Below are 20,938 nucleotides of genomic sequence, written 5' to 3'. Positions count from 1 at the left end.
CCCCCGGCCGGGGGTGCACCTACCACCACCCCCCGGCCGGGGTGCACCTATCACCCCCGGCCGGGGGAGTCCTCACAGCCGCTGGATGATCGTGCCGGTGGCCAGCGCCCCGCCGGCACACATGGTGATGAGCGCGAACTCCTTGTCGCTGCGCTCCAGTTCATGCAGTGCTGTGGTGATGAGCCGGGCCCCGGTGGCGCCCACCGGGTGGCCGAGCGCGATGGCGCCGCCGTTGACGTTGACCTTCGTGAGCCCGTCTAGGTCCCGCTCGAAGACCTGGGCCCAGCTCAGCGCCACCGACGCGAACGCCTCGTTGATCTCGACGAGGTCGATGTCCTTGAGCGACATCCCGGCCTTGCCCAGCACCGCGCGGGTCGCGTCGATCGGCCCGTCGAGGTGGAAGTGCGGGTCGGAACCGGCGAGCGCCTGGGCGACGATCCGGGCGCGCGGCCTGAGTTTGAGTGCGCGTGCCATCCGCTTGGACGCCCACATGATCGCGCAGGCGCCGTCGGATATCTGCGAGGCGTTGCCCGCGGTGTGGATCGCGGTGGGCATGACCGGCTTGAGCCGGGCGAGCCCCTCCATCGTGGTGTCCCGCAGCCCCTCGTCCCGGTCGACGAGGCGCCACATGCCCCGACCGGCCGCCTGCTCCTCCTCGGTGGTCGGCACCTGGACCGCGTACGTCTCCCGTTTGAACCGCTCCTCGGCCCAGGCCACGGCCGCCCGCTCCTGCGAGATCAGCCCGAGCGAGTCGACGTTCTCCCGCGTGAGGCCCCGCTTGCGGGCGATGCGCTCGGCGGCCTCGAACTGGTTGGGCAGGTCGACGTTCCACTCGTCCGGCCAGGGCTTTCCCGGGCCGTGCTTGGAGCCGCTGCCCAGCGGCACGCGCGACATCGCCTCGACACCGCAGCTGATGCCGATGTCGATGACTCCGGCCGCGACCATGTTGGCGACCATGTGGGAGGCCTGCTGCGAGGAGCCGCACTGGCAGTCCACGGTGGTGGCGGCGGTCTCGTACGGAAGTCCCACGGTGAGCCAGGCGTTGCGCGCCGGGTTCATGGACTGTTCGCCGGCGTGGGTGACCGTACCGCCGACGATCTGTTCCACGCAGTCCGCATGGATGCCGGTGCGTCCGAGAAGTTCACGGTAGGTCTCGCCCAGCAGATAGGCGGGATGCAGATTGGCGAGCGCGCCTCCGCGCTTGCCGATGGGGGTGCGTACGGCTTCGACGATGACGGGTTCCGCGGCCATGAGCTCGTCCTCTCCTCGCGCTTCCGCAGGGGGCGTCCCGGCGCCCACGGAAGGAACTAGTACGCGTTCTAGTTCTGCAAGCAGTCTTAGGAGGCTTACCCCCGGTACGCAAGAGCCGTGCACGTACCTCGCACACACAGTGGGCGAACTTCGAAGCCCGCACGCACCCCCCTCACGCAACAGATCCGGCCACAGCTCTTGCCAGTTGTAGAACTCGTTACTACCTTGCGGGCAACTTCTGATGGGTCGTCAGACAATGTCCGGGCGCCCCTCGGACCGACCTGGAGTTGCCGATGCCCTGCCCCCATCTGCCCGAAGGGTTCGACTTCACCGATCCCGACCTGCTCCAAGCCCGCATCCCGCACCCGGAGTTCGCCCGGATGAGGGAGACCGCCCCGGTCTGGTGGTGCGCCCAGCCGGCCGGTATCTCCGGTTTCGACGACGAGGGCTACTGGGTGGTTACCCGGCATGCGGACGTCAAGTACGTCTCCACACACCCTGAACTGTTCTCTTCCCACACCAACACCGCGGTCATCCGCTTCAACGAGACGATCAGCCGCGATCAGATCGACGTCCAGAAGCTGATCATGCTGAACATGGATCCGCCCGAGCACACCCGGGTCCGCCAGATCGTCCAGCGCGGCTTCACCCCCCGCGCCATCCGTTCCCTGGAACAGGCGCTGCGCAGCCGCACCCGGTCGATCGTCGAGACGGCCCTCGCCTCCGCCGACGACGACGGCTCGTTCGACTTCGTCACCCATATCGCCGTCGAACTGCCGCTCCAGGCCATCGCCGAGCTCATCGGCGTACCGCAGGAGGACCGGTCCAAGATCTTCGACTGGTCCAACAAGATGGCGGCGTACGACGATCCCGAGTACGCGATCACCGAAGAGGTCGGCATCGAGGCGGCCATGGAGATCGTCTCGTACGCCATGAACCTGGCAGCGGCACGCAAGGAGTGCCCCGCCAAGGACATCGTCTCCCAGCTGGTCGCCGCGGAGGGCGAAGGAAACCTCTCCTCGGACGAGTTCGGTTTCTTCGTGATCCTCCTCGCCGTCGCCGGCAACGAGACCACCCGGAACGCCATCAGCCACGGCATGCACGCCTTCCTCACCCACCCCGAGGAGTGGGAGCGCTACAAGCGCGAGCGCCCGGAGACCGCCGCCGAGGAGATCGTGCGCTGGGCCACCCCCGTGGTCTCCTTCCAGCGGACCGCCACCCAGGACCTCGAACTGGGCGGGCAGAAAATCAAGAAGGGCGAACGGGTCGGGCTGTTCTACTCCTCCGCCAACAACGACCCCGAGGTCTTCGAGAGCCCGGAACTCTTCGACATCTCCCGGGACCCCAACCCCCATCTCGGATTCGGCGGCGGCGGACCGCACTTCTGTCTCGGCAAGTCCCTCGCCGTCATGGAGATCGACCTGATCTTCAACGCGATCGCGGACGTGCTGCCCGATCTGCGGCTGGTCGAGGACCCGCGGCGGCTGCGCTCCGCCTGGCTGAACGGAATCAAGCAGCTCCGGGTCGGTACCGCCGCCGGCTGACCGGCTCGCGGAACCCCGGACGGCGGGGGCCGCCCCTGCAACGCCCCGGCCCCTGCCGCCCGTCCGCGCCCCGTCCGCGCCCCGTCCCCTCCTGCCCTCCGCGCCCCAGTACCGGCAGTGGACAGCTGTCCGAGGATCATGGCGTCCATGCATGCCCTGCTCTCCGCCTTCGCTCCGATCTGGATACTCACCGCGATCGGCTACGCGGTCGGCCGCAGCGGCCTGCTCGGCGAGCAGGCGGAAGCCGTGCTCGGCCGGTTCGTCTTCCATGTGGCCATGCCCGCGGCACTGTTCACGATGGTCTCCGGTGCGCGACTGAACGCCTTCGCCAACTCCTCGATGGTGGCGTTCGGGACGGGCACGGCGCTCGCGTCCGCCCTCGGCTTCGTGCTCGCCCGGCGCTTCTTCGGCCGCAAGACGGCCGACCAGGCGATCAGCAGCATGGCGTCCGGCTACGTCAACTCCGCCAATCTCGGTATCCCGGTGGCGGTCCAGGTGCTCGGTGACGCGTCGTTCGTCGCCCAGATCATCCTCTTCCAGGTGCTGCTGGTCTCCCCCGTGATCCTGACGCTGCTGGACACGGGTACAGGGGCGGGCTCCGGAAAGGGCGTCGCGCTGCGGCGGATGGTGACCATGCCCGTACGCAATCCGATCATCATGGCCTCGATGCTCGGCGTCCTCGTCTCCGCGCTCGGAGTGCGGCTGCCGCACGCCCTCGAACACTCCTGTGATCTGCTCGGCGCGGCCGCCGTGCCCACCGCCCTGATCACCCTCGGCCTGTCCCTGCACGGCCGCCCGGATCCGGCAACGACCGCGACGACGGTGCCCGCGGGGCGTACGGAAGTGGGCCTGGCGGTCGTGCTGAAGACGCTGGTTCAGCCCCTGATCGCCTTCCTGGTCGGCGGCCCGCTGCTACACCTGCCGGACCACCAGTTGCTCGCCGTGGTCCTCTGTTCCGCACTCCCGACGGCCCAGAACGCCTTCATCTACGCCCGCCAGTACGGCCTGGACACCAGCCTCGCCCGCAACTCCGTGGTGGCGTCCACAGTCGTGTCCATGGCTACGCTGTCGCTGGCCGCCTGGGCGCTGGTTCCGCCCGGCCCCTGAGCTTGACGTTAAACGTCAAGCTGAGCCGTTCGAGTGGCGGGCCGCCCCGGACAGGCGGATGCTGGAATACGCGGCGATCCATGCCGAAGGGGTGCCGGGACGATGCGGTTCGTCCCGGCACCCCTTCGGCCCTCAGGGGCGGTACGGGCTCCGGCTACCGTGGGAGCTTCCATCGCTGTTCGGCGGCTGTTCCACAGGTCCGGATCAGCAGATGCGCGCCGTCCGTGGCGCCGCCCTCGGCGTACAGGCACAGCGCCGACTTGACGTTGCGCAGGGTGCCGTCGGGCAGCGAGGTCCAGGACTGGGCCGGGGTCCCATTGCACCGGTAGAGCTGGACGGCGGTGCCGTCGGCCGTCGAGCCGTTGCGGACGTCCATGCACTTGCCGAACGCGACCAGCGTGCCGTCGCCCGGCACGGTCCAGGTCTGGGCGGGGGTACCGTCGCAGGCGGAGAGCTTCAGGGCCGTGCAGGGCCAGGCGGTCGATCTGGGACCGTTCGAGCAGCTCGTCGGCGCCGAGGCGATTCACCGGCTGGCCCTGGAAGCGGGTGTGCCGGTCGGGGACGCCCACGACATCGCACCGCTCTTCACGGCGGCCCGGGCAGGCGACCCGGCGGCCGTCGACGTGGTGGACCGGGTGGCCGCCCGTTTCGCCCGAGGACTGGCCGCACTGGTGCTGGTGCTCGATCCCGGCCGGATCGTCATCGGCGGCGGGGTGTCACGGGCCGGGGACGTCCTCCTCGACCCTGTGCGCAGGCATCTGCGGTCGCACACCCTGGTACCGGTCGTCGTGGGCGCCTCGGCGTCGGGCGAGCGGGCGGTCGCCCTGGGTGCGGTGCGCCATGCGCTCGACGTCGCCGAGGAACGCGTGACGGCGGCGTACCAAGGACTCGGCTGACAAAGACCCCGGCCGGCAACCGCCCACCGGCCCGGCCCCTGGCGGAGCAGGACCGGGCGCGGCCCGGTCAGCGTTTGCTGCCCACTGCCTCGTCTCCTCCGGCACGTGATCCGCGGACGTCGTGCCGTCCGCCCCGTCCGGCGGCCCCTCCACGGGTTGCAGCCTCCGCGGCCCCGCCAGGACGTAGGTCAGCAGGAATCCGGTCCCGATGACCAGCGCCCCGCCCACCGCGTCGAGCACCCAGTGGTTGGCCGTGGCGACGATCGCGGAGACCGTGAACAGCGGGTGCAGCAGCCCGAGCGCCTTCATCCACACCTTCGGGGCCAGCATTACGATCATGATGCCGCACCAGAGCGACCAGCCGAAGTGCAGCGAGGGCATCGCCGCGTACTGGTTGGTCATCGACGTCAGCGTCCCGTAGTCGGGCTTCGCGAAGTCCTGGACGCCGTGGACCGTGTCGATGAAGCCGAGCCCCGGCATCAGCCGCGGCGGGGCCAGCGGGTAGAGCCAGAAGCCGAGCAGTGCGACCAGGGTGGCGAAGCCGAGGGTGGAGCGCGCCCAGCGGTAGTCCGCGGGGCGGCGTACGTACAGCACACCCAGGATCGTCAGCGGCACGATGAAGTGGAACGTCTCGTAGTAGTAGTCGAAGAAGCCCTGCAGCGAGCCGATGTGGACGACCGTGTGGTTGGCCCAGTGCTCGATGTCGATGTGCAGCCACTGTTCGAGCGAGTGGATCTGCCGTCCGTGCTCCTCGGCGGTGGCGCGGCCGGCCGTGGCCGCGAGCCTGACCTGCGCGTATGCGGAGTAGACGACCCGGATCAGCAGAAGTTCGAGCAGCAGATTGGGGCGGCTGAGCACCCGCCGCCAGAACGGCAGCAACGGTACGCGGCTCCAGCGGGCCGGAACCGGGGTGGCGTAGTCCGTGGGGACCGGGTGCTGCCAGTACGGCGAGGTGCGCGGCAGGAACGGTGCGGCGCAGGCCGCTCCGAGCGCCGCCAGGAGCAGCACGTTGTCCCGTACCGGGTGGGCGACCGGGAAGTTCGGCAGCAGAGTCTTCCCGGGCAGGGTGAGCGCGAGCACCACGAGGGCCGGCCACACCAGCCGCTCGGAGGCGCGGGTACCGGCCCGGCCGACGACGGTGAGGAGCACCCACAGCAGTTGGTGCTGCCAGGCGGTCGGGGAGACGGCGACGGCCGCGCAGCCGGTCACGGCGACGGCGAGGAGCAGCTGGCCGTCCCGCGCAGAGCGTATGGCGCGGCGCAGCCCGACGTAGCAGACGGCGGCGGCCAGCAGCAGGAACAGCACGATCTCGAGCGGGCCCGCAAGGCCGAAGCGGAGCAGCGCGCCGTGCAGGGACTGGTTGGCGAGGCTGTCCGCACCGTCTCCGAGCCCGGCGCCCGCGACATGGTGCACCCAGTACGTGACCGAGTCGTGCGGCATCGCGGCCCAGGCCAGGGCGGTGCACGCGGCGAACGCGCCGCCGCCCGTCACGGCGGCCCGACGACGTCCGGTGAGCCAGAGCAGGGCGGCGAAGAGCAGCATGGTCGGCTGGAGCGCGGCAGCGATCCCGATCATTACGCCGGATGCCCGTTCCCCGCGGGTCACGAAGCAGCCCAGAAGCACCAGCAGGACCGGCAGAATGCTGGTCTGGCCGAGGTGGAGGGCGTTACGGACCGGCAGGGACAGCATGAGCAGGCTGATCGCGACGGGGGCGGCCAGCAGCGAGGTGCGGCGGGAGACGGGTCCCGGCAGGGCGCGGGCCGCGACGATGCCGAGGACGGCGACGAGCAGCAGCGAACCGAAGGTCCAGGCGACGCCCAGGCTCTGTTCGGCTGTACGGGTCAGTGGCTTCAGTACCAGTCCGGCGAAAGGGGTGCCGGTGAACCGGTCGCTGTCGTACAGCGACCCCGCCACATGCAGTACGCCGTCCTCGCCGATCCAGGTCTCCAGGTCGGTGAGCCGTTCACCGGGTGGCTGCCGCAGCACCACCGCCATCTGCCACCCCGCCAGCAATGCGGCAACCAGCCAGAGCACAGCTCGGGCAGCCCCGGTCCTCGCCCCCGTCACCGCGTCTCCGCGCACACTGTGCTCCGCATTCGCCACGCTGCGCCGACCCTCCCGCTGTTCATCCGCCGTCCCTCGGCCCGGGACCTGCCGAAAACCTTCGCATTCCGCTATGAGATAGACATAATCAACCTCCTCTTCGCCTGACTCTCCTCCCGCTTTGCTCGAGGAACGTAAGAGCTCGAGAGAACGCGAAAGAGCCTGATCGGGCCCGGACACAGTGGCCGGAACCGGACCGTTCACTCCGACGTCTGTCCCTCTGGTCGACTGATCGGCCGCTCGCGACGGGGCACGACCGACACGGGGGAGGAACGCGGTTCATGCGGTGGGTGCGGGGGAATCGAAGCCCATGGGGAAAACGAGGTTCGTGGGGAATCCGCGCGCTGTCGCTGCTGTTGATGCTGGCCTCGCTGCAGCTCGGATCGTTGATCGGCCCGGCGTACGCATGCGGCTGTGGGGCGATGGTCCCCGGCAAGGACGCGCACGTCAGCGTGGACCGGGAGACATCGGTGGTCGGCTGGGACGGCCGCACCGAGCAGATCGTCATGCGGCTGACGGTCCGCGGGGACGCCCCGGAGGCTGCCTGGATCATGCCCGTACCGCACCGCGCCTCCGTCGAACTCGGTGATCAGGCGCTCTTCTCGGAGCTCGAAACCCTCACCGCGCCGGCCCTCGCGACCCGGCACTATTTCTGGCCACGCTCCGGGGACTGGCCGTTCGCCGGTTCCGGCGACGGCGTGGACGCCGCGGCACCGCCGTCCGCGGCCGGCGCACCGCCGGTGGGGGTCGTCGGGCGGGAGCGGCTCGGTCCGTTCGATGTGGCGCGGCTGACGGCGACCGACCCCGAGGCGCTGCAGACGTGGCTGCGGCGGAACGGTTTCGAGCTGCCCGACCGGCTGGCGACCGCGCTGCAGCCGTACGTCGACCGGAAGTGGGAGTACGTGGCCGTCCGCCTCGCCCCCAGGGAGAAGGGTGCGCTCCTGCTGGGCGAGCTCGACCCGCTGCGGCTGAGCTTCGCGAGCGACCGGCTCGTCTACCCGATGAGGCTGTCGAAGCTCGCCGCGACACCGCAGTCGCTGGGGCTGTACGTGCTGGCCGCCCACCGGATGGAGCCGGCCGGCACGATCGGCGGGGAGGCGCCGCGGGTGACGTACGCGGGGAAGGTCGACCCGACTGCTTCGACAGCCTCTGCGACGAGCTTCACGGCTACTGGGGCGATCCGGGAGCTGGCGGGCGGAAAGCCGGTGTTCGTCACGGCGATCGAGCAGTCGTTCCCGCACCCGGAGCGGATCGACGGGGATCACGAACTGCGGGCCAGCGCCGCCGACACCCCGTACCGGACCATGACGTACCGGAACGAGCTGCTGACCGTGGCCGGCGTCCCGGCCTGGCTGCTGACCCTCCTGGGTGTCGTGCTGGTCGCGGCCGTGGCGGTGCTGCTGGGCGTCCGGGCGCACCGACGGCGCCCTGTGCTGCCCCCGCCGCCGGTCACGGTCCCACCGCCGCTGGCATGAGCGCGCGGCTGTGCGTGCTGCCGGCGCGGCACGTCAGGCCGGTCGCGGCGTCGACCTCCCTCGAAACCGTTCGGCTCCCCGGTCATGCCCAGGTCACAATGGCGCCCATGACGTGGACCGTGACCCCTGAACGCTTCGACTCTCCCGACGCGAGCGCCCTGCGCCGTGACTACTACGACGAGGTCGCCAGCCGTTACTGGCAGCGGCCCGCGACCGCCGAGGAGATCGACGAGGGACTCTCCGGCGACGGCGCCGACCTGCTCACGGGGCCGACCGGCGCGTTCGTCGTCGGCAGATTCGGCGGAAAGCCCGCGTCCTGTGCCGGGCTGCTGGTGGTGGACGCGGAATCCGCGGAGCTCACTCGCGTGTTCGTGCGCCCCGAGTTCCGTGGCACGGGCGGCGGCGGGTTGCTGCTGGCGGCCGTCGAGAGTGCGGCGCGTGCCTTCGGCGTACGGCAGATCCGGCTGGACACCCGCAACGACCTGGTGGAGGCGCGCGGGCTGTACGCCAAGCACGGCTACCGGGAGGTGCCCGCGTTCCATCGGCGGCAGTACGCGGAGCACTGGTTCGCCAAGGAGCTGTGACCCGGGCGCTGTGAACGGGAGCTGTCGCCGGGCCGGGGTCCGGCCCGGGGATTTCCGGGCCCGGGTCAGAGTGCGTGGTCCCGCCTCGGCTCCGGACAGCGCGGCTGTTCGCTGCTCGATCCGGCCGTCTCGGCGGTCAGCTCCGCGACGAGTGAGACCAGGTCGGTCGGCCGCTCCGGCCCCCACCAGTCGCCCAACAGCTCGGCCAGCAACCCCTCGCGCGCTTCCGCGAGCTTCACCACGGCCTCCGAACCGCCGTCGGTGAGCACCAGCTGCACCCCTTCGCGCCGGGCCAGGCCGCGCTCCTCCAGCTGTCGCGCCGCATCGCTGATCACGCGCACCGGTACAGGGGTGGCGTCGGCGAGCAGCGCGGGTTCGACGGCGCCGTGCCGCTTGATGCGCAGCAGCATCCAGCCGGCTGCGGGCAGCAGGTCGTACCCCGCACGCTCGGTGATCCTCACGTAGACGTCGCGGCGCCCCTCGCGGGTGGCGAGCACCGACAGGGCCCGTGCGCATTCGTCGTACGAGGAACGCTCGACCGGGTTCGAGGCCAGGGTCTCGGTGCTGTCGGGAGCCGTCACCGAGCCGCGCAGCCTGTCCTCCTTGAGGAACCAGGCGATGACGAAGGCGACCAGGACGACGGGCGCCGCGTACACGAAGACGTCGGTGATCGAGGTCGAGTACGCGTGGATCACCGGGGCCCGCAGCGCGGGCGGCAGTTGGGGGATGGCGCGCGGGTCGGCGGCCAGTCGCCCGGCGTCGATGCCCGGTGGCAGCGTGATGCCCGAGAGGGCCGCGCCGAGTTTGCCGGTGAGCCGGTTGGTGAAGATCGTGCCGAAGACGGCGACACCGAACGAGGCACCGATGGAGCGGAAGAACGTGGCCCCGGAGGTCGCGACGCCGAGGTCCTCGTACGTGACGGCGTTCTGCACGACCAGCACGAGGACCTGCATCACCAGACCGAGCCCGGCACCGAAGACGAAGAAGTAGGCGCTCATCTGCCAGGTGCTGCTGTACTCCGTGAGCCGGTGCAGGAGCTGCAGGCCGATCGCGGTGATCCCGGTACCGAGGATCGGGAAGACCTTCCACCGGCCCGTACGGCTGACGATCTGACCGGACACGGTCGAGGTGAGGAGGAGACCGAGCACCATCGGCAGCATGTGCACACCGGACAGGGTCGGCGAGATGTTGTGCACGACCTGCAGGAACGTCGGCAGATACGTCATCGCTCCGAACATCGCGAATCCGATGACGAAACTGATCACGGCGACGAGGCTGAAGGTCCGGATCCGGAACAGCTTCAGCGGCAGTACGGGTTCGGCGGCGCGCCGCTCGACGTGCACGAAGGCGATCAGCAGCACCACGCTGACGACGGCGAGTCCGATGATCTGCGCCGAGCCCCAGGCCCAGGTCGATCCGCCCAGCGAGGCGACGAGAACCAGGCAGGTGGCGACGGAGGCGATGAGGAAGGTGCCCAGGTAGTCGATGGTGTGCTTGGCCTGACGGACCGGGATGTGCAGCACGGCGGCGATGACGAGCAGAGCGACGACGCCGATCGGCAGGTTGATGTAGAACACCCAGCGCCAGCTGAGGTGTTCGGTGAAGAGGCCGCCGAGCAGCGGTCCGAGAATACTCGTCATACCGAAGACCGCGCCGAACAGGCCCTGGTACTTGCCGCGTTCGCGCGGGGCGACGATGTCACCGACGATCGCCATCGAGAGCACCATCAGGCCGCCGCCACCGAGGCCCTGGAGACCACGGAAGGCGATCAGTTGCGGCATGTTCTGGGCCATGCCGCAGAGCGCGGAGCCGATGAGAAAGATGACGATGGCGATCTGGAAGAGCTTCTTGCGGCCGTACTGGTCGCCGAGCTTGCCCCAGAGCGGGGTCGCGGCGGTCGACGCGAGCAGATAGGCGGTGACCACCCAGGACAGATGCTCCAGGCCGCCGAGTTCGCTGACGATGGTCGGCAGGGCGGTGGAGACGATGGTCTGGTCGAGTGCCGCGAGCAGCATGCCGAGGAGCAGGGCGCCGATGGCGACCAGGACCGTCCGCTGGGAACGGCCTTCGCCAGGGGCCAGGGCCGGGGGGTTCAGCTGGTGGGCCATGAACATCTCCTCGGTTCCGCTACATCCCATCCTGGCCGTTATGGACGGTTATGGCCTGTTGGGGCATCACCGTGGCGGACTGCATAATCGCAGGCAGTTCAAGGGGAGGGACCCACAATGACCGGACATGTCTGCCCGGAATGCGGCACGGACGACAGAGCTACGGATGCATGGGACGGGGGACCGCACGGCAGACCCGCCGCCGGGCCCCGGTGCGGGTGCGCGGAGCGCGCGGCACGGCGTGCGGCCGAGCGGGCGGAGACCGCGGCGGCGGAGGACTTCGATCCCCTGCGGATCCGGCCGTACGTGACGCTGGAGGGCGACGAGGCGCCCGCGGACGCCTCCTCGGCGGACGCCGCCATGACGATGCCGCTCTTCCTCGACCCGGCGGCGCCGGTGGATCCGCCGCCTCTGTCGCCTCTGTCGCCTCTGTCGCAGGAGAGTGCCGGGGCGGATGATCCGCGTACGGACGCCATGACCGTGGACCCGGTGGGCCTGGTGGACCCGGTGGGCCTGGTGGACCCGGTGGGCCTGGTGGACCCGGTGGGCCTGGTGGACCCGGTGCAGCCACGCCGCCGACGGCCCTTCGCGGTACTCGCGGTCGGCGCGGCCGTGGTCGGCGTGGTGGGCACCGCGGCGTTCGCCGGCGGTCTGTTCGGCGGGGGCGGGAACGGGGACTCCGAGCGCGACCGGGCGCTCCCGAGTGCCCGGGTGTCGAGCGTCCCCGATGCGCCCCTTTCACCGGACGCGTCGCCGTCGGCGTCCGCGTCCGCCTCCGCGTCCTCGTCCTCCTCCCCGTCGGCTTCGGCATCGCCGTCCGCATCCGTCTCCGTGTCGGCGAGCACCTCGCTCTCCCCCTCCGCATCCGCTGCCTCCTCGCGCCCGCCCGCCCCGTCGGCATCGGCGACGGTCTCGCAGCCCACCGGAGCCTCGACGGCCCCGCCGCTCGGGAAACCGCAGGGCAGCACGCTGCAGCGCGGCGACCACGGCCCCGAGGTGGCCGAGTTGCAACGGCGCCTGCAGGAGGTGTGGCTTTACCAGGGACCCGACAACGGCAACTACACGGACCGGGTCGAGAGCGCCGTACGCGTCTACCAGTCGTACAAGTCCATCGAGGGCGACCCGCCGGGCGTCTACGGCCCGAGCACCCGGAGCGCACTGGAGGCGGAGACGACGGGCCGCGGCCAGTCCCGAGGAGACAGCCAGTCCTGAGGAGGCGGCCGGCCCTGGGGAGCCGGCCCTCTCCTCCCGTATTCGGGAAGGGATTCGCTTTCCCGGACAGCTTTTTGTATCGTCGTGGAACAAAGTGGTCCTCGCCCGCACCCCTGACCGGCGGGCGGGACCGCTTGTTCTCTTCACCCCATGCCGCCCTCCACCCCCGCGCCCTGGAGCCCGCCGATGCCGGCCACCGTCCTCACCGCACGCGCCCTCCTGCTCGACATGGACGGCACACTCGTGAACTCCGACGCGGTGGTGGAGCGCTGCTGGCGGCGCTGGGCGCTGCGGGAGGGACTGGACCCCGAGGCCGCACTCAAGGTGGTCCACGGGCGGCAGGGGTACGCCACCATGGCGGTACTCCTGCCCGACCGGCCGATGGAGCAGAACTACGCCGACAACCGGGTCATGCTCGCCGAGGAGACCGCCGACACCGACGGTGTGGTCCCGATCGGCGGCGCCCCGGCCTTCATGAACGCGATCGCCACGCTCCCGCACGCCCTGGTGACCTCGGCCGACGAGGCGCTCGCCCGGGCCCGGATGACGGCGGCCGGACTGCGGATGCCGAGCACCCGCGTCACAGCGGAATGCGTCGGCGCCAGCAAGCCCGACCCCGAGGGCTTCCTCAAGGGTGCGGCCGAACTGGGCTTCGCCCCGGCCGACTGCATCGTCTTCGAGGACTCGGAGGCGGGTATCGCGGCAGGCCGGACGGCCGGGATGCGCGTCGTGGGCGTGGGCCCGCGCGCCGGGGCACTGGCGCCGGATGCGCACGTCGGGGATCTGACCCAGATCCGGGTGGAGGCGTCGGCCGACGGCTCGATCCGCCTGCACATCCGCGCCCTCTGACCCGGGACCTCCCCGGGATTCAGTCGCGACTCAGCCGCCCCCGCGCCACCAGTTCCAGCACCGTGGCAACAGCCACCGCCTGTACGGCCATCAGCGCCACCAGTACGAACAGTTGTACCGCCCCCGCCTGAACCGGTGAGGCGCCGCCCAGCAGCATGCCCACGAACGCCCCGGGCAGCGTGACGAGCCCCACCGTCCGCGTCTGGTCCAGCCCCGGCAGGAGCGCATCCGACGCCGCGGGCCGGGCGATCTCCAGCCGGGCATCGCGGTCGAGCAGCCCGAGCGCCATTCCCGCCTCCACCTCCCCGCGCCGCGTGGTCAGTTCGTCCAGCGCCCGCCGTCCGCCGAGTACGGTCGCGGTGAGCGCACCCCCGATGAGAATGCCCGTCACCGGGATCAGCGCGATGCCCCGGACCGGCAGGAGCCCGGTGAGCAGCAGCAGGGCGACCACCGGCGCGACCCCCGCGGCGATCGGCACAGCCGCCCACCACCAGGTGCGGTTCCCGGTGATCCGGCGTCCGGCGGTCCGTACCGCCACGGCGTACATCAGCGCCACGAAGCAGAGCAACGGCGGCAGCGAGCGGACCACCCAGCCGATGAGCACGGAGACTGCGGCGAGTTGGACCGCGGCGCGCAGCCCTGCGAGGACGATCTCGCGCGACCGGCCGAGCGAGGCCCGGGCGGCGACGGCGGCGGCCGCCGCGAGCAGCACGGCGAGGACGATGCCGAGCGTGAGGTTGACCGGAAGCAGCACGCGGCAACCATAAGTCCGGCCCGCCCCGGCATTCGCGACCTGTCGACACGCCAGCCCCCACGTCCTCATATGCCTCGCGTACAGACCCGGACACCCCCATAGGCCGCGAACATCCGCGTACGCCCGCACATTTCCTTCCGTACGCCCTCGCACCGCAGGCCGGCCCGTCCCAGGCCTTGATGTGACGTGCTCATGTCGCCACCCTGTTACCTGGCGCCCACCCCACAGAAACCTGGCGGCGCCACGATGGCCTGGCTCCACAGGTCGCCCGTCCAAGATCCCCCCACATCAAGGGAGTTCGCATGTCAGGTGTCTACGCGCGTCGCATAGGTGTGGTCGTCGCATCCGCCGCACTTGCCGCAACCACGGGACTGCTCACCGCACCCACCGCCCAGGCGGCCATGCCCACCCCGGTCAGCGCCTCCACCGCCCGCACCTATCTGAGCGAGCTGACGGTGTCGGCGGAAGGCTCGTCGACCGGCTACAGCCGGGACAAGTTCCCGCACTGGATCACCCAGTCGGGCACCTGCAACACCCGCGAGGCCGTCCTGAAGCGCGACGGCACGAACGTGGTCCAGGACTCCAGCTGCGCCGCCGTCAGCGGCAGTTGGTACTCGGAGTACGATGGAGCAACCTGGACCGCCGCCTCCGACGTTGACATCGACCACATGGTCCCGCTCGCCGAGGCCTGGCGCTCCGGCGCGAGCAGCTGGACCACCGCCCAACGCCAGGCGTACGCCAACGACCTGACGCGCCCACAGCTCATCGCGGTCACGGACAACGTCAACCAGTCCAAGGGCGACCAGGACCCGGCCAAGTGGCTGCCGTCGCGTACCGCGTACCGGTGCACCTACGTGCGCGCCTGGGTGCATGTGAAGCACTACTACAACCTGACCGTCGACTCCGCGGAGAAGAGTGCGCTCCAGTCGGTCCTGAACGGCTGCTGACCCACGGAACCGCCCGACCCCTCTCCGTCGTTCCGTACGGTACGGAGCCGCCCGTGCCGTACGGGCCCGTGAGCTCCGTCCGTGCGGGACGACGCGAGGAGGGCACCTCATGGCCGGGCTGCGCCTGGGACCACTGCTGCGATACGTCGACTGGGAGACGGGCTCCACCGCGACCGTCTGGGTGGAGGCCGACCGGCCCACCACGGCCGAAGTCCGATGCGCGGACGGCGCGTCCGGCTCGTCCCGGACGTTCGCGATCGCCGGTCACCACTACGCGCTGGTGGTGGTGACCGGTCTGACCCCGGACTCGACCACCGCGTACGAGGTGCTGCTCGACGGCCGCCGGGTCTGGCCGCTCAAGGACTCCCGCTTCCCCGCGAGCACGATCACCACGCCGCCGGCATCGGCCGATGACACCGGGGATCGGCCCGTCCGGATCTCCTTCGGGTCCTGCCGCTGGGCGGCTCCCCCCTCCGGCGAGCCCGACACCGCCGGCGCCGACGCCCTGGACGCCCTCGCCGCCCGGCTCGCCGCAGACCCCGGTGCCGTACGCCCCGACGTACTGCTCCTACTCGGGGACCAGGTGTACGCCGACGAGACGTCGAAGGCGACCCGCCGCCGCCTCGCCGCACGCCGGGACCTGAACGAACCGCCGGGCGCCGAGGTCGCGGACTACGAGGAGTACACCTACCTCTACGACGAGTCCTGGCGTGACCCCGAGGTGCGCTGGCTGCTCTCGACCGTCCCCAGCTGCATGATCTTCGACGATCACGACGTCGTGGACGACTGGAACACCAGTGCCGCCTGGCTCGCCGGTGTCCGGGCGACCCCCTGGTGGCACGAGCGGATCGTCAGCGGGCTGGCCTCGTACTGGGTCTACCAGCACCTCGGCAATCTCTCCCCCACCGCCCTGGCCGCGGACCCGCTCTACGCCGAGGTCCGTGCCGTCCCGGACGGCACGGAGCCACTGCGCCGTTTCGCCGCCGAGGCGGACGCCGAACCCGCCGGTACACGGTGGAGCTACCGGCGTGATTTCGGCCGGGTACGGCTGCTGATGGTGGACACCCGCGCGGCTCGCGTTCTCGACGAGGAGCGGCGGTCGATGCTCGATGCCGAGGAGGCACGCTGGGTGCGCGAGCAGGCGCTCGCCGACCCCGGCTCGTACGACCACCTCCTGATCGGTACGTCGTTGCCGTGGCTCCTTCCGCCGCTCGTCCATGACGCGGAGGAGTGGGACGCCGCCCTGTGCCGCGGCGAGCGGGGTGGGCCCGGCGGACGCTGGGCGCGGTTCGGCGAGAATCTGCGCCGCCGCTCCGACCTTGAACACTGGGCGGCGTTCCCCACCTCGTTCCACCGGCTGACCGAGCTGATCCGGGAGGCGGGGAGCGGCCCGGACGCTCCGGCGACGGTGTGCGTGCTGTCGGGCGATGTGCACCACGCGTACATCGCCGAGCCCTCGTGGCCGGCTGACGCGCCGGGAGGTGTGCCCGGGGCGCGCATCCTGCAGCTGACCTGCTCTCCCGTGCACAACTCGATACCCGGTGTGCTCAAGGCGGGATTCCGTTTCGGCTGGAGCCGGGCGGGACGGCGGCTGGGGCGAGCGCTGGCGCGGCACGGACGGACGGGTCCGTCACCGATCCAGTGGCGGAAGACCGGCGGACCGTGGTTCGGCAATCAGTTGATGACCCTCACCCTGCGTGGCCGGAAGGCTGCGCTGACATTGGTTCAGGCCAAAGAGAACGGTGCAGGTGCGCAGCTGGAGACGGTACTGGACCAGAAACTGACCACCGACGCGTAGGCAAGGGCCGGGCGCCACTCCCCCACGGTGCAGATGTGACGCGTGAGGTACACAACATCCTCCGGACTTCGATGATGTTCAGGTAAACGGCGGGCGTACGCTGTACAGCCGACCCTGCCGCTCCTGCCGCTCCCCTGCGACGTCGCGGCGTTGAAACGAATCGGGGAGTAGAAGGTGCTTGAGAGTGTGGGTGCGCTGACCGGCAGCCCATGGATCTATGCCGTGGTCGCTCTCTCGGTGCTCCTGGACGTCTTCCTGCCCGTCCTCCCCAGCGGGGTTCTGGTGATCACCGCTGCGACAGCCGCCGCCGCGGGCTCGACCACGGTCGTGGGCGCGGCAGGCAGCCCCGGAGAGGTCCCCCAGGTGCCGTCGCTCCTCGCCCTGATCCTGAGCGCGGCCACCGCCTCGGTGGTCGGCGACCTCGTCGCGTACCGGCTGGCCTGGCGCGGCGGCGACCGCCTGGACCGGGCGATTGCCCGCTCCCGTCGCCTCACCACCGCGCAGGAACGCCTCGGCGCGGCTCTGAGCCGCGGCGGCGGCACCCTCGTCGTCATCGCCCGCTTCGCCCCGGCCGGCCGCTCGGTCGTCTCCCTGGGCGCGGGCGCCGCGCACCGCGAGGTGAAGGAGTTCCTGCCCTGGTCGGCGCTGGCCGGTGTGGCCTGGGCGGGCTACAGCGTGGGCCTCGGCTACTTCGGCGGCCAGTGGCTGGGCACGACATGGCTGGGTACGGCGGTCTCGGTCCTGGCCCTGTTCATGGCAGGCGCCCTCGCCGCGTACCTCGTGCGCCGCCCCGGAGCGGTCGCCGCGACGGCTTCCGCTCCAGCACCCGCTTCGGCTTCTACGGCGTCCTGACGGCCGCCCCCCGCACCTCAAGACCGTCCATCAGTCGGGCGGTCGCTGCGGCGATCTCGTCCACGGCCCGGTCGAACACCTCCTGGTTGTGCGCGGCCGGAGCCCGGAAGCCGGACACCTTGCGCACGAACTGCAGGGCGGCCGCCCGGATGTCCTCCTCGGTGGCCTCCTCGGGGATGGCGGGCGGGCGAAGGGTCTTGATGCTGCGGCACATGACTCCAGTGTGGACCGCCCCACTGACAACGGGCCGGGACACGGGACACCCGGGTCAGCTCAGTTCGATGGCGGGAAGCTCATAACCGCCGTCGATGATCGCGCGCCCCGGCATGCGGAACCTGAGCACGGGCCGGAACTCCCCGTCGGGCGCGGGCAGCCAGTTCGCCGCTGCGGCGGGGTCCGTGGGCGGCTCCTTGCTGATGTGGACCGTCAGCGACCCGTCGGCCCCGCGCACCAGCCCGGGAGTGCGGTCCCCGACCGAGTGCCGGCCCGCCGGGTGTGCGACGGGGTGGTGGTCCGGCGCGTCGTACATGGTCACGGACCAGAACGCTTCCACCGGCGGCGGCTGGTCGAAGCGCATCACATAGGAGTGCGCACCGCTCAGCGGATTGCCGTCGGCGTCGTGGGAGGTGTGGGCGCACACCGCCTCGTACCCGTGACTCCCCCACAGAGCCACGCGTGCCGCCACCGCTCTGACCAGGTAGGACGCCTCCCGGTCGGCGATCTTCCACTCCGGGGAGTCGATCGTCCCCACCCCGAAGTGGTCGAGGTTGTAGTCGAAGAGATGCGGATCCATCTCCCATCCCCCGCCCGTCACCGTGCTCGGCCGGGCGGCCGCCTCGACCCGCTCCCTGCCCTGCGCCATCCCCTCGGTGAGTGCGCGGACGAGGGCGGAATCGGCGCAGACGTACGGTGAGGGCCCCTCCTCCAGCAGCCCCAGCGGCTGGAACCGGTCCTGGTACGCACAGTCGTCGGCGGCCGGTGGAAAGTCGGCCATCCACACCCTGAGCTGCTCGAAGAACCATAGCTCCGCCGGTACGTCGGGGTCGGGCGCCGGCAGCCCCGTCCGGTGCGTGCCGGGTTCGAGATACGTGAGCGTGTACTGCTCCTGGAGCGCCCGCACCCGCGTCATGTCGTCCGGACCGTCGAGGACGTTGCGCCCGACGACAGAGACGACCGAGGTCGGCGCATCGATCACCCCGCGCAGCCCGCTGGGCTCCCTGCCCGACCAGCCCGGCGGCACGATGAGCCAGTCACCCGCGCCCGTGCCGGTGGCCCGACGCCCCACGTAGGCGAAGTTGTTGGTCCAGGCGTCCACGAACTGCAGCACGTAGTAAGCCCCGTCGGTGTCCGGGACATGCAGGCGGATCGGCCCTCCGGACAGGTCCAGCTGGGCGATCGAATGAGCGGTGTCGTTGTCGACCAAGACGGCATGCGCATCGGGCCCGGCCCATGGCCCCGCGTACGCGAAGTGGTTGAACGGGGTCGGCGCCAGCGGGCCGAAGCCCTCCTGCATCGATCTCTCGACCGTCGACAGGTCGACGACCAGCGGATACCCGTACACGTACGCCTCGGCGGCAAGAGCGACCAGGTCTTCCCCCGGCCCGCTCGGTTCGCCGATCACCTGCACGCCTTCCCTGCCACGGCCGCTCGCGGTGAGCACCGCAGCAGCGGACAGCCCCGGATCCAGGCCTCTTCTGCCACCGTCGCGCTCGCCGCCCCCGCCCTCCCGGCCGCCACTAGATGACCGCCTTCGAAGGGGCGGCGCACAGGGCCCAGATCACGAACCCGTCGATCGCGATGGAGATGATCGCCCAGATCGGCTGGTACGGCAGCCACATGAAGTTGGCGATCATGTTGATCGCAGCCAGCACGACACCCGTCGCCCTGGCCCAGCCGGCTCCCTTGAGAATGCTCCAGCCGACGACCGCGAGAACCACGCCGAGCACGAGGTGGATCCAGCCCCAGCCCGTCACATCGAACGCGAAGGTGTAATTTCTGAGGCGCGCGTAGACATCGTCGGACGCGATACCGGAGATCCCCTTGATGACGCCCATGACGCCGTCCACCATCAGCAGAACACCGGCGAACATGACTCCCCCGGCCGCCCAGGGATTCTCATCCAAGGGGCCGGATGTGCGGCGGTAGCCGGGGGCGGGAGCAGACTGTGCCATCGGAGTCTCCTTGGCCGGAGCGGAACAACTGACCGAATCCGACCCTGCGTGGCACCCGCCCGCGCGACCACCCGGACGCGTCTGTACGGGTGACGGCATCGACGTGGCATCAGTCATGAAAGCACCTTGAGCTCGTTGATGCGGCGCTTCCGTAGGATTTCCCGAAGCATGCAGACCAACAGATGGGGGTGGGAGATGGCAGGTCGGGTCACAGCGGTGAGCAGCAACGGGGCGTACTCGTTCAGCAAGCCCAATCGTGAGTCCGTCACGCTGCTTGCGGGCCTTGGCGTCGAAGGGGACGTCCACGCGGGGGAGACGATCCGCCATCAGTTCCGCATGACCTACGAGCCGGACCTGCCCAACCTGCGTCAGGTACACCTGATGCACGAGGAACTCTTCGACGAGCTCGCCCTCAAGGGCTTTGCCGTCTCTGCGGGCCAGCTCGGCGAAAACATCACCACCCGAGATGTTGACCTGCTCGGCCTTCCTACCGGCACCCTGCTACGCCTTGGCGAGCAGGCGGTGGTGGAGGTGACGGGGCTACGCAACCCGTGCGCGAAGATCAACGACTTCCGGCAGGGCCTGCTCGGAGAGGTCTTCGTCCTCGATCCCGTCTCGGGGGACTTCACTTTCAAGTCCGGCATCATGGCCGTGGTCCGCCACGGCGGCCCAGTCCGCCCGTACGACCGCATCGAGGTCGAGCTCCCGCCGGCCCCGCACCGTCCCCTGGAGCGCGTGTGAGGGGGACTCTCTGCACTCGGTGCGGGCGGACGTGGCTGAGTTGCTGGAACTATGCGTCAGCGGGGACCTGGGCGAGGCTCGGCACAACGTGAGCCTCGTCCAAGCCGACCTCGACGCGCATGACATCCCGAACGTCCCCTGGAGTCCGGCGTAGGCCGGTGCTGTTCGCGCTTGTTGGTGTCAGCTGTTGATGTCGGCCGTCTCGCGCGGTCTTGACAACCTGGGGACTCAGCCGTCGGCACCAACTGGTGTCAGCACTGGACCTTCTTATCTCTGCACGCTCTTAGAGCCTGTCGGGCGACCTCTGATCGGGCGGACGCGGCGTGGCACGCACGCTTCCGGCGTTGCCGAAATGCCCTAGTAGCTCCGCTACGAGGCTATCCCGGCGCCTTGGAATCGCACGCACCACGCCGCGTCCGCTCTCCGATCGAAGGTCACCCGACAGGCTCTTAGAGCCTGTCGGGTGGCCGGTCATGCGTGAAGCGTGACAGTCGCGATCTGCCCTCCGGGCATGGCGACGGCCCCGGAATGATCACGTGGTGTGTG

At 70.4% G+C, this 20,938-nt stretch carries 19 protein-coding genes and 1 pseudogene; 12 read left to right on the top strand and 8 right to left on the bottom strand.

Translation table 11 applies throughout. The annotated features are described in order from the left end of the window. Positions 1-72 precede the first annotated feature (72 nt). Complete coding sequence (locus ACGFSA_RS13120; protein ID WP_393303512.1) at positions 73-1,251, bottom strand: steroid 3-ketoacyl-CoA thiolase; 1,179 nt, start codon at positions 1,249-1,251, stop codon at positions 73-75. A 293-nt stretch (positions 1,252-1,544) separates the two neighbouring features. On the opposite strand from ACGFSA_RS13120, the gene ACGFSA_RS13115 reads away from it, so the two are divergent. Both ACGFSA_RS13115 and ACGFSA_RS13110 read left to right on the top strand, forming a co-directional pair. Further along, entirely contained in the window at positions 1,545-2,795 is a 1,251-nt protein-coding gene (locus ACGFSA_RS13115) for a cytochrome P450 (RefSeq protein WP_393303510.1), read from the top strand. A gap of 138 nt (positions 2,796-2,933) precedes the next feature. Further along, positions 2,934-3,902: an AEC family transporter gene (locus tag ACGFSA_RS13110; protein ID WP_393303508.1), complete on the top strand. Its 969-nt coding sequence runs from the start codon at positions 2,934-2,936 to the stop codon at positions 3,900-3,902. 154 nt (positions 3,903-4,056) lie between these two features. Here ACGFSA_RS13110 and ACGFSA_RS13105 read toward each other — a convergent pair whose 3' ends face one another. Further along, positions 4,057-4,317, bottom strand: a complete 261-nt coding sequence (locus ACGFSA_RS13105) for an RICIN domain-containing protein (RefSeq protein WP_393303506.1) — start codon at positions 4,315-4,317, stop codon at positions 4,057-4,059. Between ACGFSA_RS13105 and ACGFSA_RS13100 the strand changes: the two are divergent. Beyond that, positions 4,277-4,681, top strand: a pseudogene (locus ACGFSA_RS13100) (ROK family protein); the annotation flags it as partial. The gene ACGFSA_RS13105 and the pseudogene ACGFSA_RS13100 overlap by 41 nt on opposite strands. On the opposite strand, the gene ACGFSA_RS13095 reads toward ACGFSA_RS13100, so the two are convergent. Next, on the bottom strand, positions 4,619-6,832 hold the full coding sequence (locus ACGFSA_RS13095) for a bifunctional glycosyltransferase 87/phosphatase PAP2 family protein (RefSeq protein WP_393303742.1): 2,214 nt from the start codon (positions 6,830-6,832) through the stop codon (positions 4,619-4,621). The pseudogene ACGFSA_RS13100 and the gene ACGFSA_RS13095 overlap by 63 nt on opposite strands. A 428-nt stretch (positions 6,833-7,260) precedes the next feature. Between ACGFSA_RS13095 and ACGFSA_RS13090 the strand changes: the two genes are divergently transcribed. Both ACGFSA_RS13090 and ACGFSA_RS13085 read left to right on the top strand, forming a co-directional pair. Beyond that, on the top strand, positions 7,261-8,376 hold the full coding sequence (locus tag ACGFSA_RS13090; protein ID WP_393303504.1) for a DUF2330 domain-containing protein: 1,116 nt from the start codon (positions 7,261-7,263) through the stop codon (positions 8,374-8,376). A gap of 107 nt (positions 8,377-8,483) precedes the next feature. Further along, entirely contained in the window at positions 8,484-8,960 is a 477-nt protein-coding gene (locus tag ACGFSA_RS13085) for a GNAT family N-acetyltransferase (RefSeq protein WP_393303502.1), read from the top strand. A gap of 65 nt (positions 8,961-9,025) precedes the next feature. On the opposite strand, the gene ACGFSA_RS13080 is transcribed toward ACGFSA_RS13085, so the two are convergent. Further along, complete coding sequence (locus ACGFSA_RS13080; protein WP_393303500.1) at positions 9,026-11,068, bottom strand: DHA2 family efflux MFS transporter permease subunit; 2,043 nt, start codon at positions 11,066-11,068, stop codon at positions 9,026-9,028. Positions 11,069-11,185: 117 nt separating this feature from the next. Here ACGFSA_RS13080 and ACGFSA_RS13075 point away from each other — a divergent pair, with 117 nt between their 5' ends. Continuing rightward, positions 11,186-12,280, top strand: a complete 1,095-nt coding sequence (locus ACGFSA_RS13075; RefSeq protein WP_393303498.1) for a peptidoglycan-binding protein — start codon at positions 11,186-11,188, stop codon at positions 12,278-12,280. A 186-nt stretch (positions 12,281-12,466) separates the two neighbouring features. Then, positions 12,467-13,129, top strand: a complete 663-nt coding sequence (locus tag ACGFSA_RS13070) for an HAD-IA family hydrolase (protein ID WP_393303496.1) — start codon at positions 12,467-12,469, stop codon at positions 13,127-13,129. Positions 13,130-13,148: 19 nt separating this feature from the next. Here the strand turns inward: ACGFSA_RS13070 and ACGFSA_RS13065 are convergent, their stop codons facing one another. Next, complete coding sequence (locus tag ACGFSA_RS13065) at positions 13,149-13,883, bottom strand: ABC transporter permease (RefSeq protein ID WP_393303495.1); 735 nt, start codon at positions 13,881-13,883, stop codon at positions 13,149-13,151. A 302-nt stretch (positions 13,884-14,185) separates the two neighbouring features. Between ACGFSA_RS13065 and ACGFSA_RS13060 the strand changes: the two genes are divergently transcribed. From ACGFSA_RS13060 to ACGFSA_RS13050, 3 genes are all read left to right on the top strand, one after another. Next, positions 14,186-14,830 carry an HNH endonuclease family protein gene (locus tag ACGFSA_RS13060; protein WP_393303494.1) on the top strand — a complete coding sequence of 215 codons (645 nt, stop codon included), beginning with the start codon at positions 14,186-14,188 and terminating at the stop codon, positions 14,828-14,830. A 109-nt stretch (positions 14,831-14,939) separates the two neighbouring features. Further along, positions 14,940-16,628, top strand: a complete 1,689-nt coding sequence (locus tag ACGFSA_RS13055) for an alkaline phosphatase D family protein (protein WP_393303493.1) — start codon at positions 14,940-14,942, stop codon at positions 16,626-16,628. A 174-nt stretch (positions 16,629-16,802) separates the two neighbouring features. Then, positions 16,803-17,480 (top strand): DedA family protein, encoded by a 678-nt coding sequence (locus ACGFSA_RS13050; protein WP_393303491.1) that lies wholly within the window; start codon positions 16,803-16,805, stop codon positions 17,478-17,480. Here the strand turns inward: ACGFSA_RS13050 and ACGFSA_RS13045 are convergent. The 3 genes from ACGFSA_RS13045 to ACGFSA_RS13035 all read right to left on the bottom strand — a co-directional run bounded on the left by ACGFSA_RS13045 (position 17,467) and on the right by ACGFSA_RS13035 (position 19,651). Continuing rightward, on the bottom strand, positions 17,467-17,694 hold the full coding sequence (locus ACGFSA_RS13045; RefSeq protein ID WP_266986097.1) for a DUF2277 domain-containing protein: 228 nt from the start codon (positions 17,692-17,694) through the stop codon (positions 17,467-17,469). The two genes, ACGFSA_RS13050 and ACGFSA_RS13045, sit on opposite strands and share 14 nt — an antisense overlap. 54 nt (positions 17,695-17,748) lie before the next feature. After that, on the bottom strand, positions 17,749-19,098 hold the full coding sequence (locus tag ACGFSA_RS13040) for a DUF1254 domain-containing protein (protein ID WP_393303740.1): 1,350 nt from the start codon (positions 19,096-19,098) through the stop codon (positions 17,749-17,751). Positions 19,099-19,216: 118 nt separating this feature from the next. After that, on the bottom strand, positions 19,217-19,651 hold the full coding sequence (locus ACGFSA_RS13035) for a hypothetical protein (RefSeq protein WP_393303489.1): 435 nt from the start codon (positions 19,649-19,651) through the stop codon (positions 19,217-19,219). Between the two features lie 195 nt (positions 19,652-19,846). Here ACGFSA_RS13035 and ACGFSA_RS13030 point away from each other — a divergent pair, with 195 nt between their 5' ends. Together ACGFSA_RS13030 and ACGFSA_RS13025 are read left to right on the top strand one after the other, a co-directional pair. Then, complete coding sequence (locus tag ACGFSA_RS13030; RefSeq protein ID WP_393303738.1) at positions 19,847-20,392, top strand: MOSC domain-containing protein; 546 nt, start codon at positions 19,847-19,849, stop codon at positions 20,390-20,392. 19 nt (positions 20,393-20,411) lie between these two features. Next, positions 20,412-20,546, top strand: a complete 135-nt coding sequence (locus tag ACGFSA_RS13025) for a hypothetical protein (protein WP_393303487.1) — start codon at positions 20,412-20,414, stop codon at positions 20,544-20,546. Positions 20,547-20,938: the final 392 nt, after the last annotated feature.

This window comes from Streptomyces sp. NPDC048496 (genome assembly GCF_043200055.1).
GTDB lineage: Bacteria > Actinomycetota > Actinomycetes > Streptomycetales > Streptomycetaceae > Streptomyces.
This window is presented reverse-complemented; position numbering and strand designations above follow the sequence as displayed.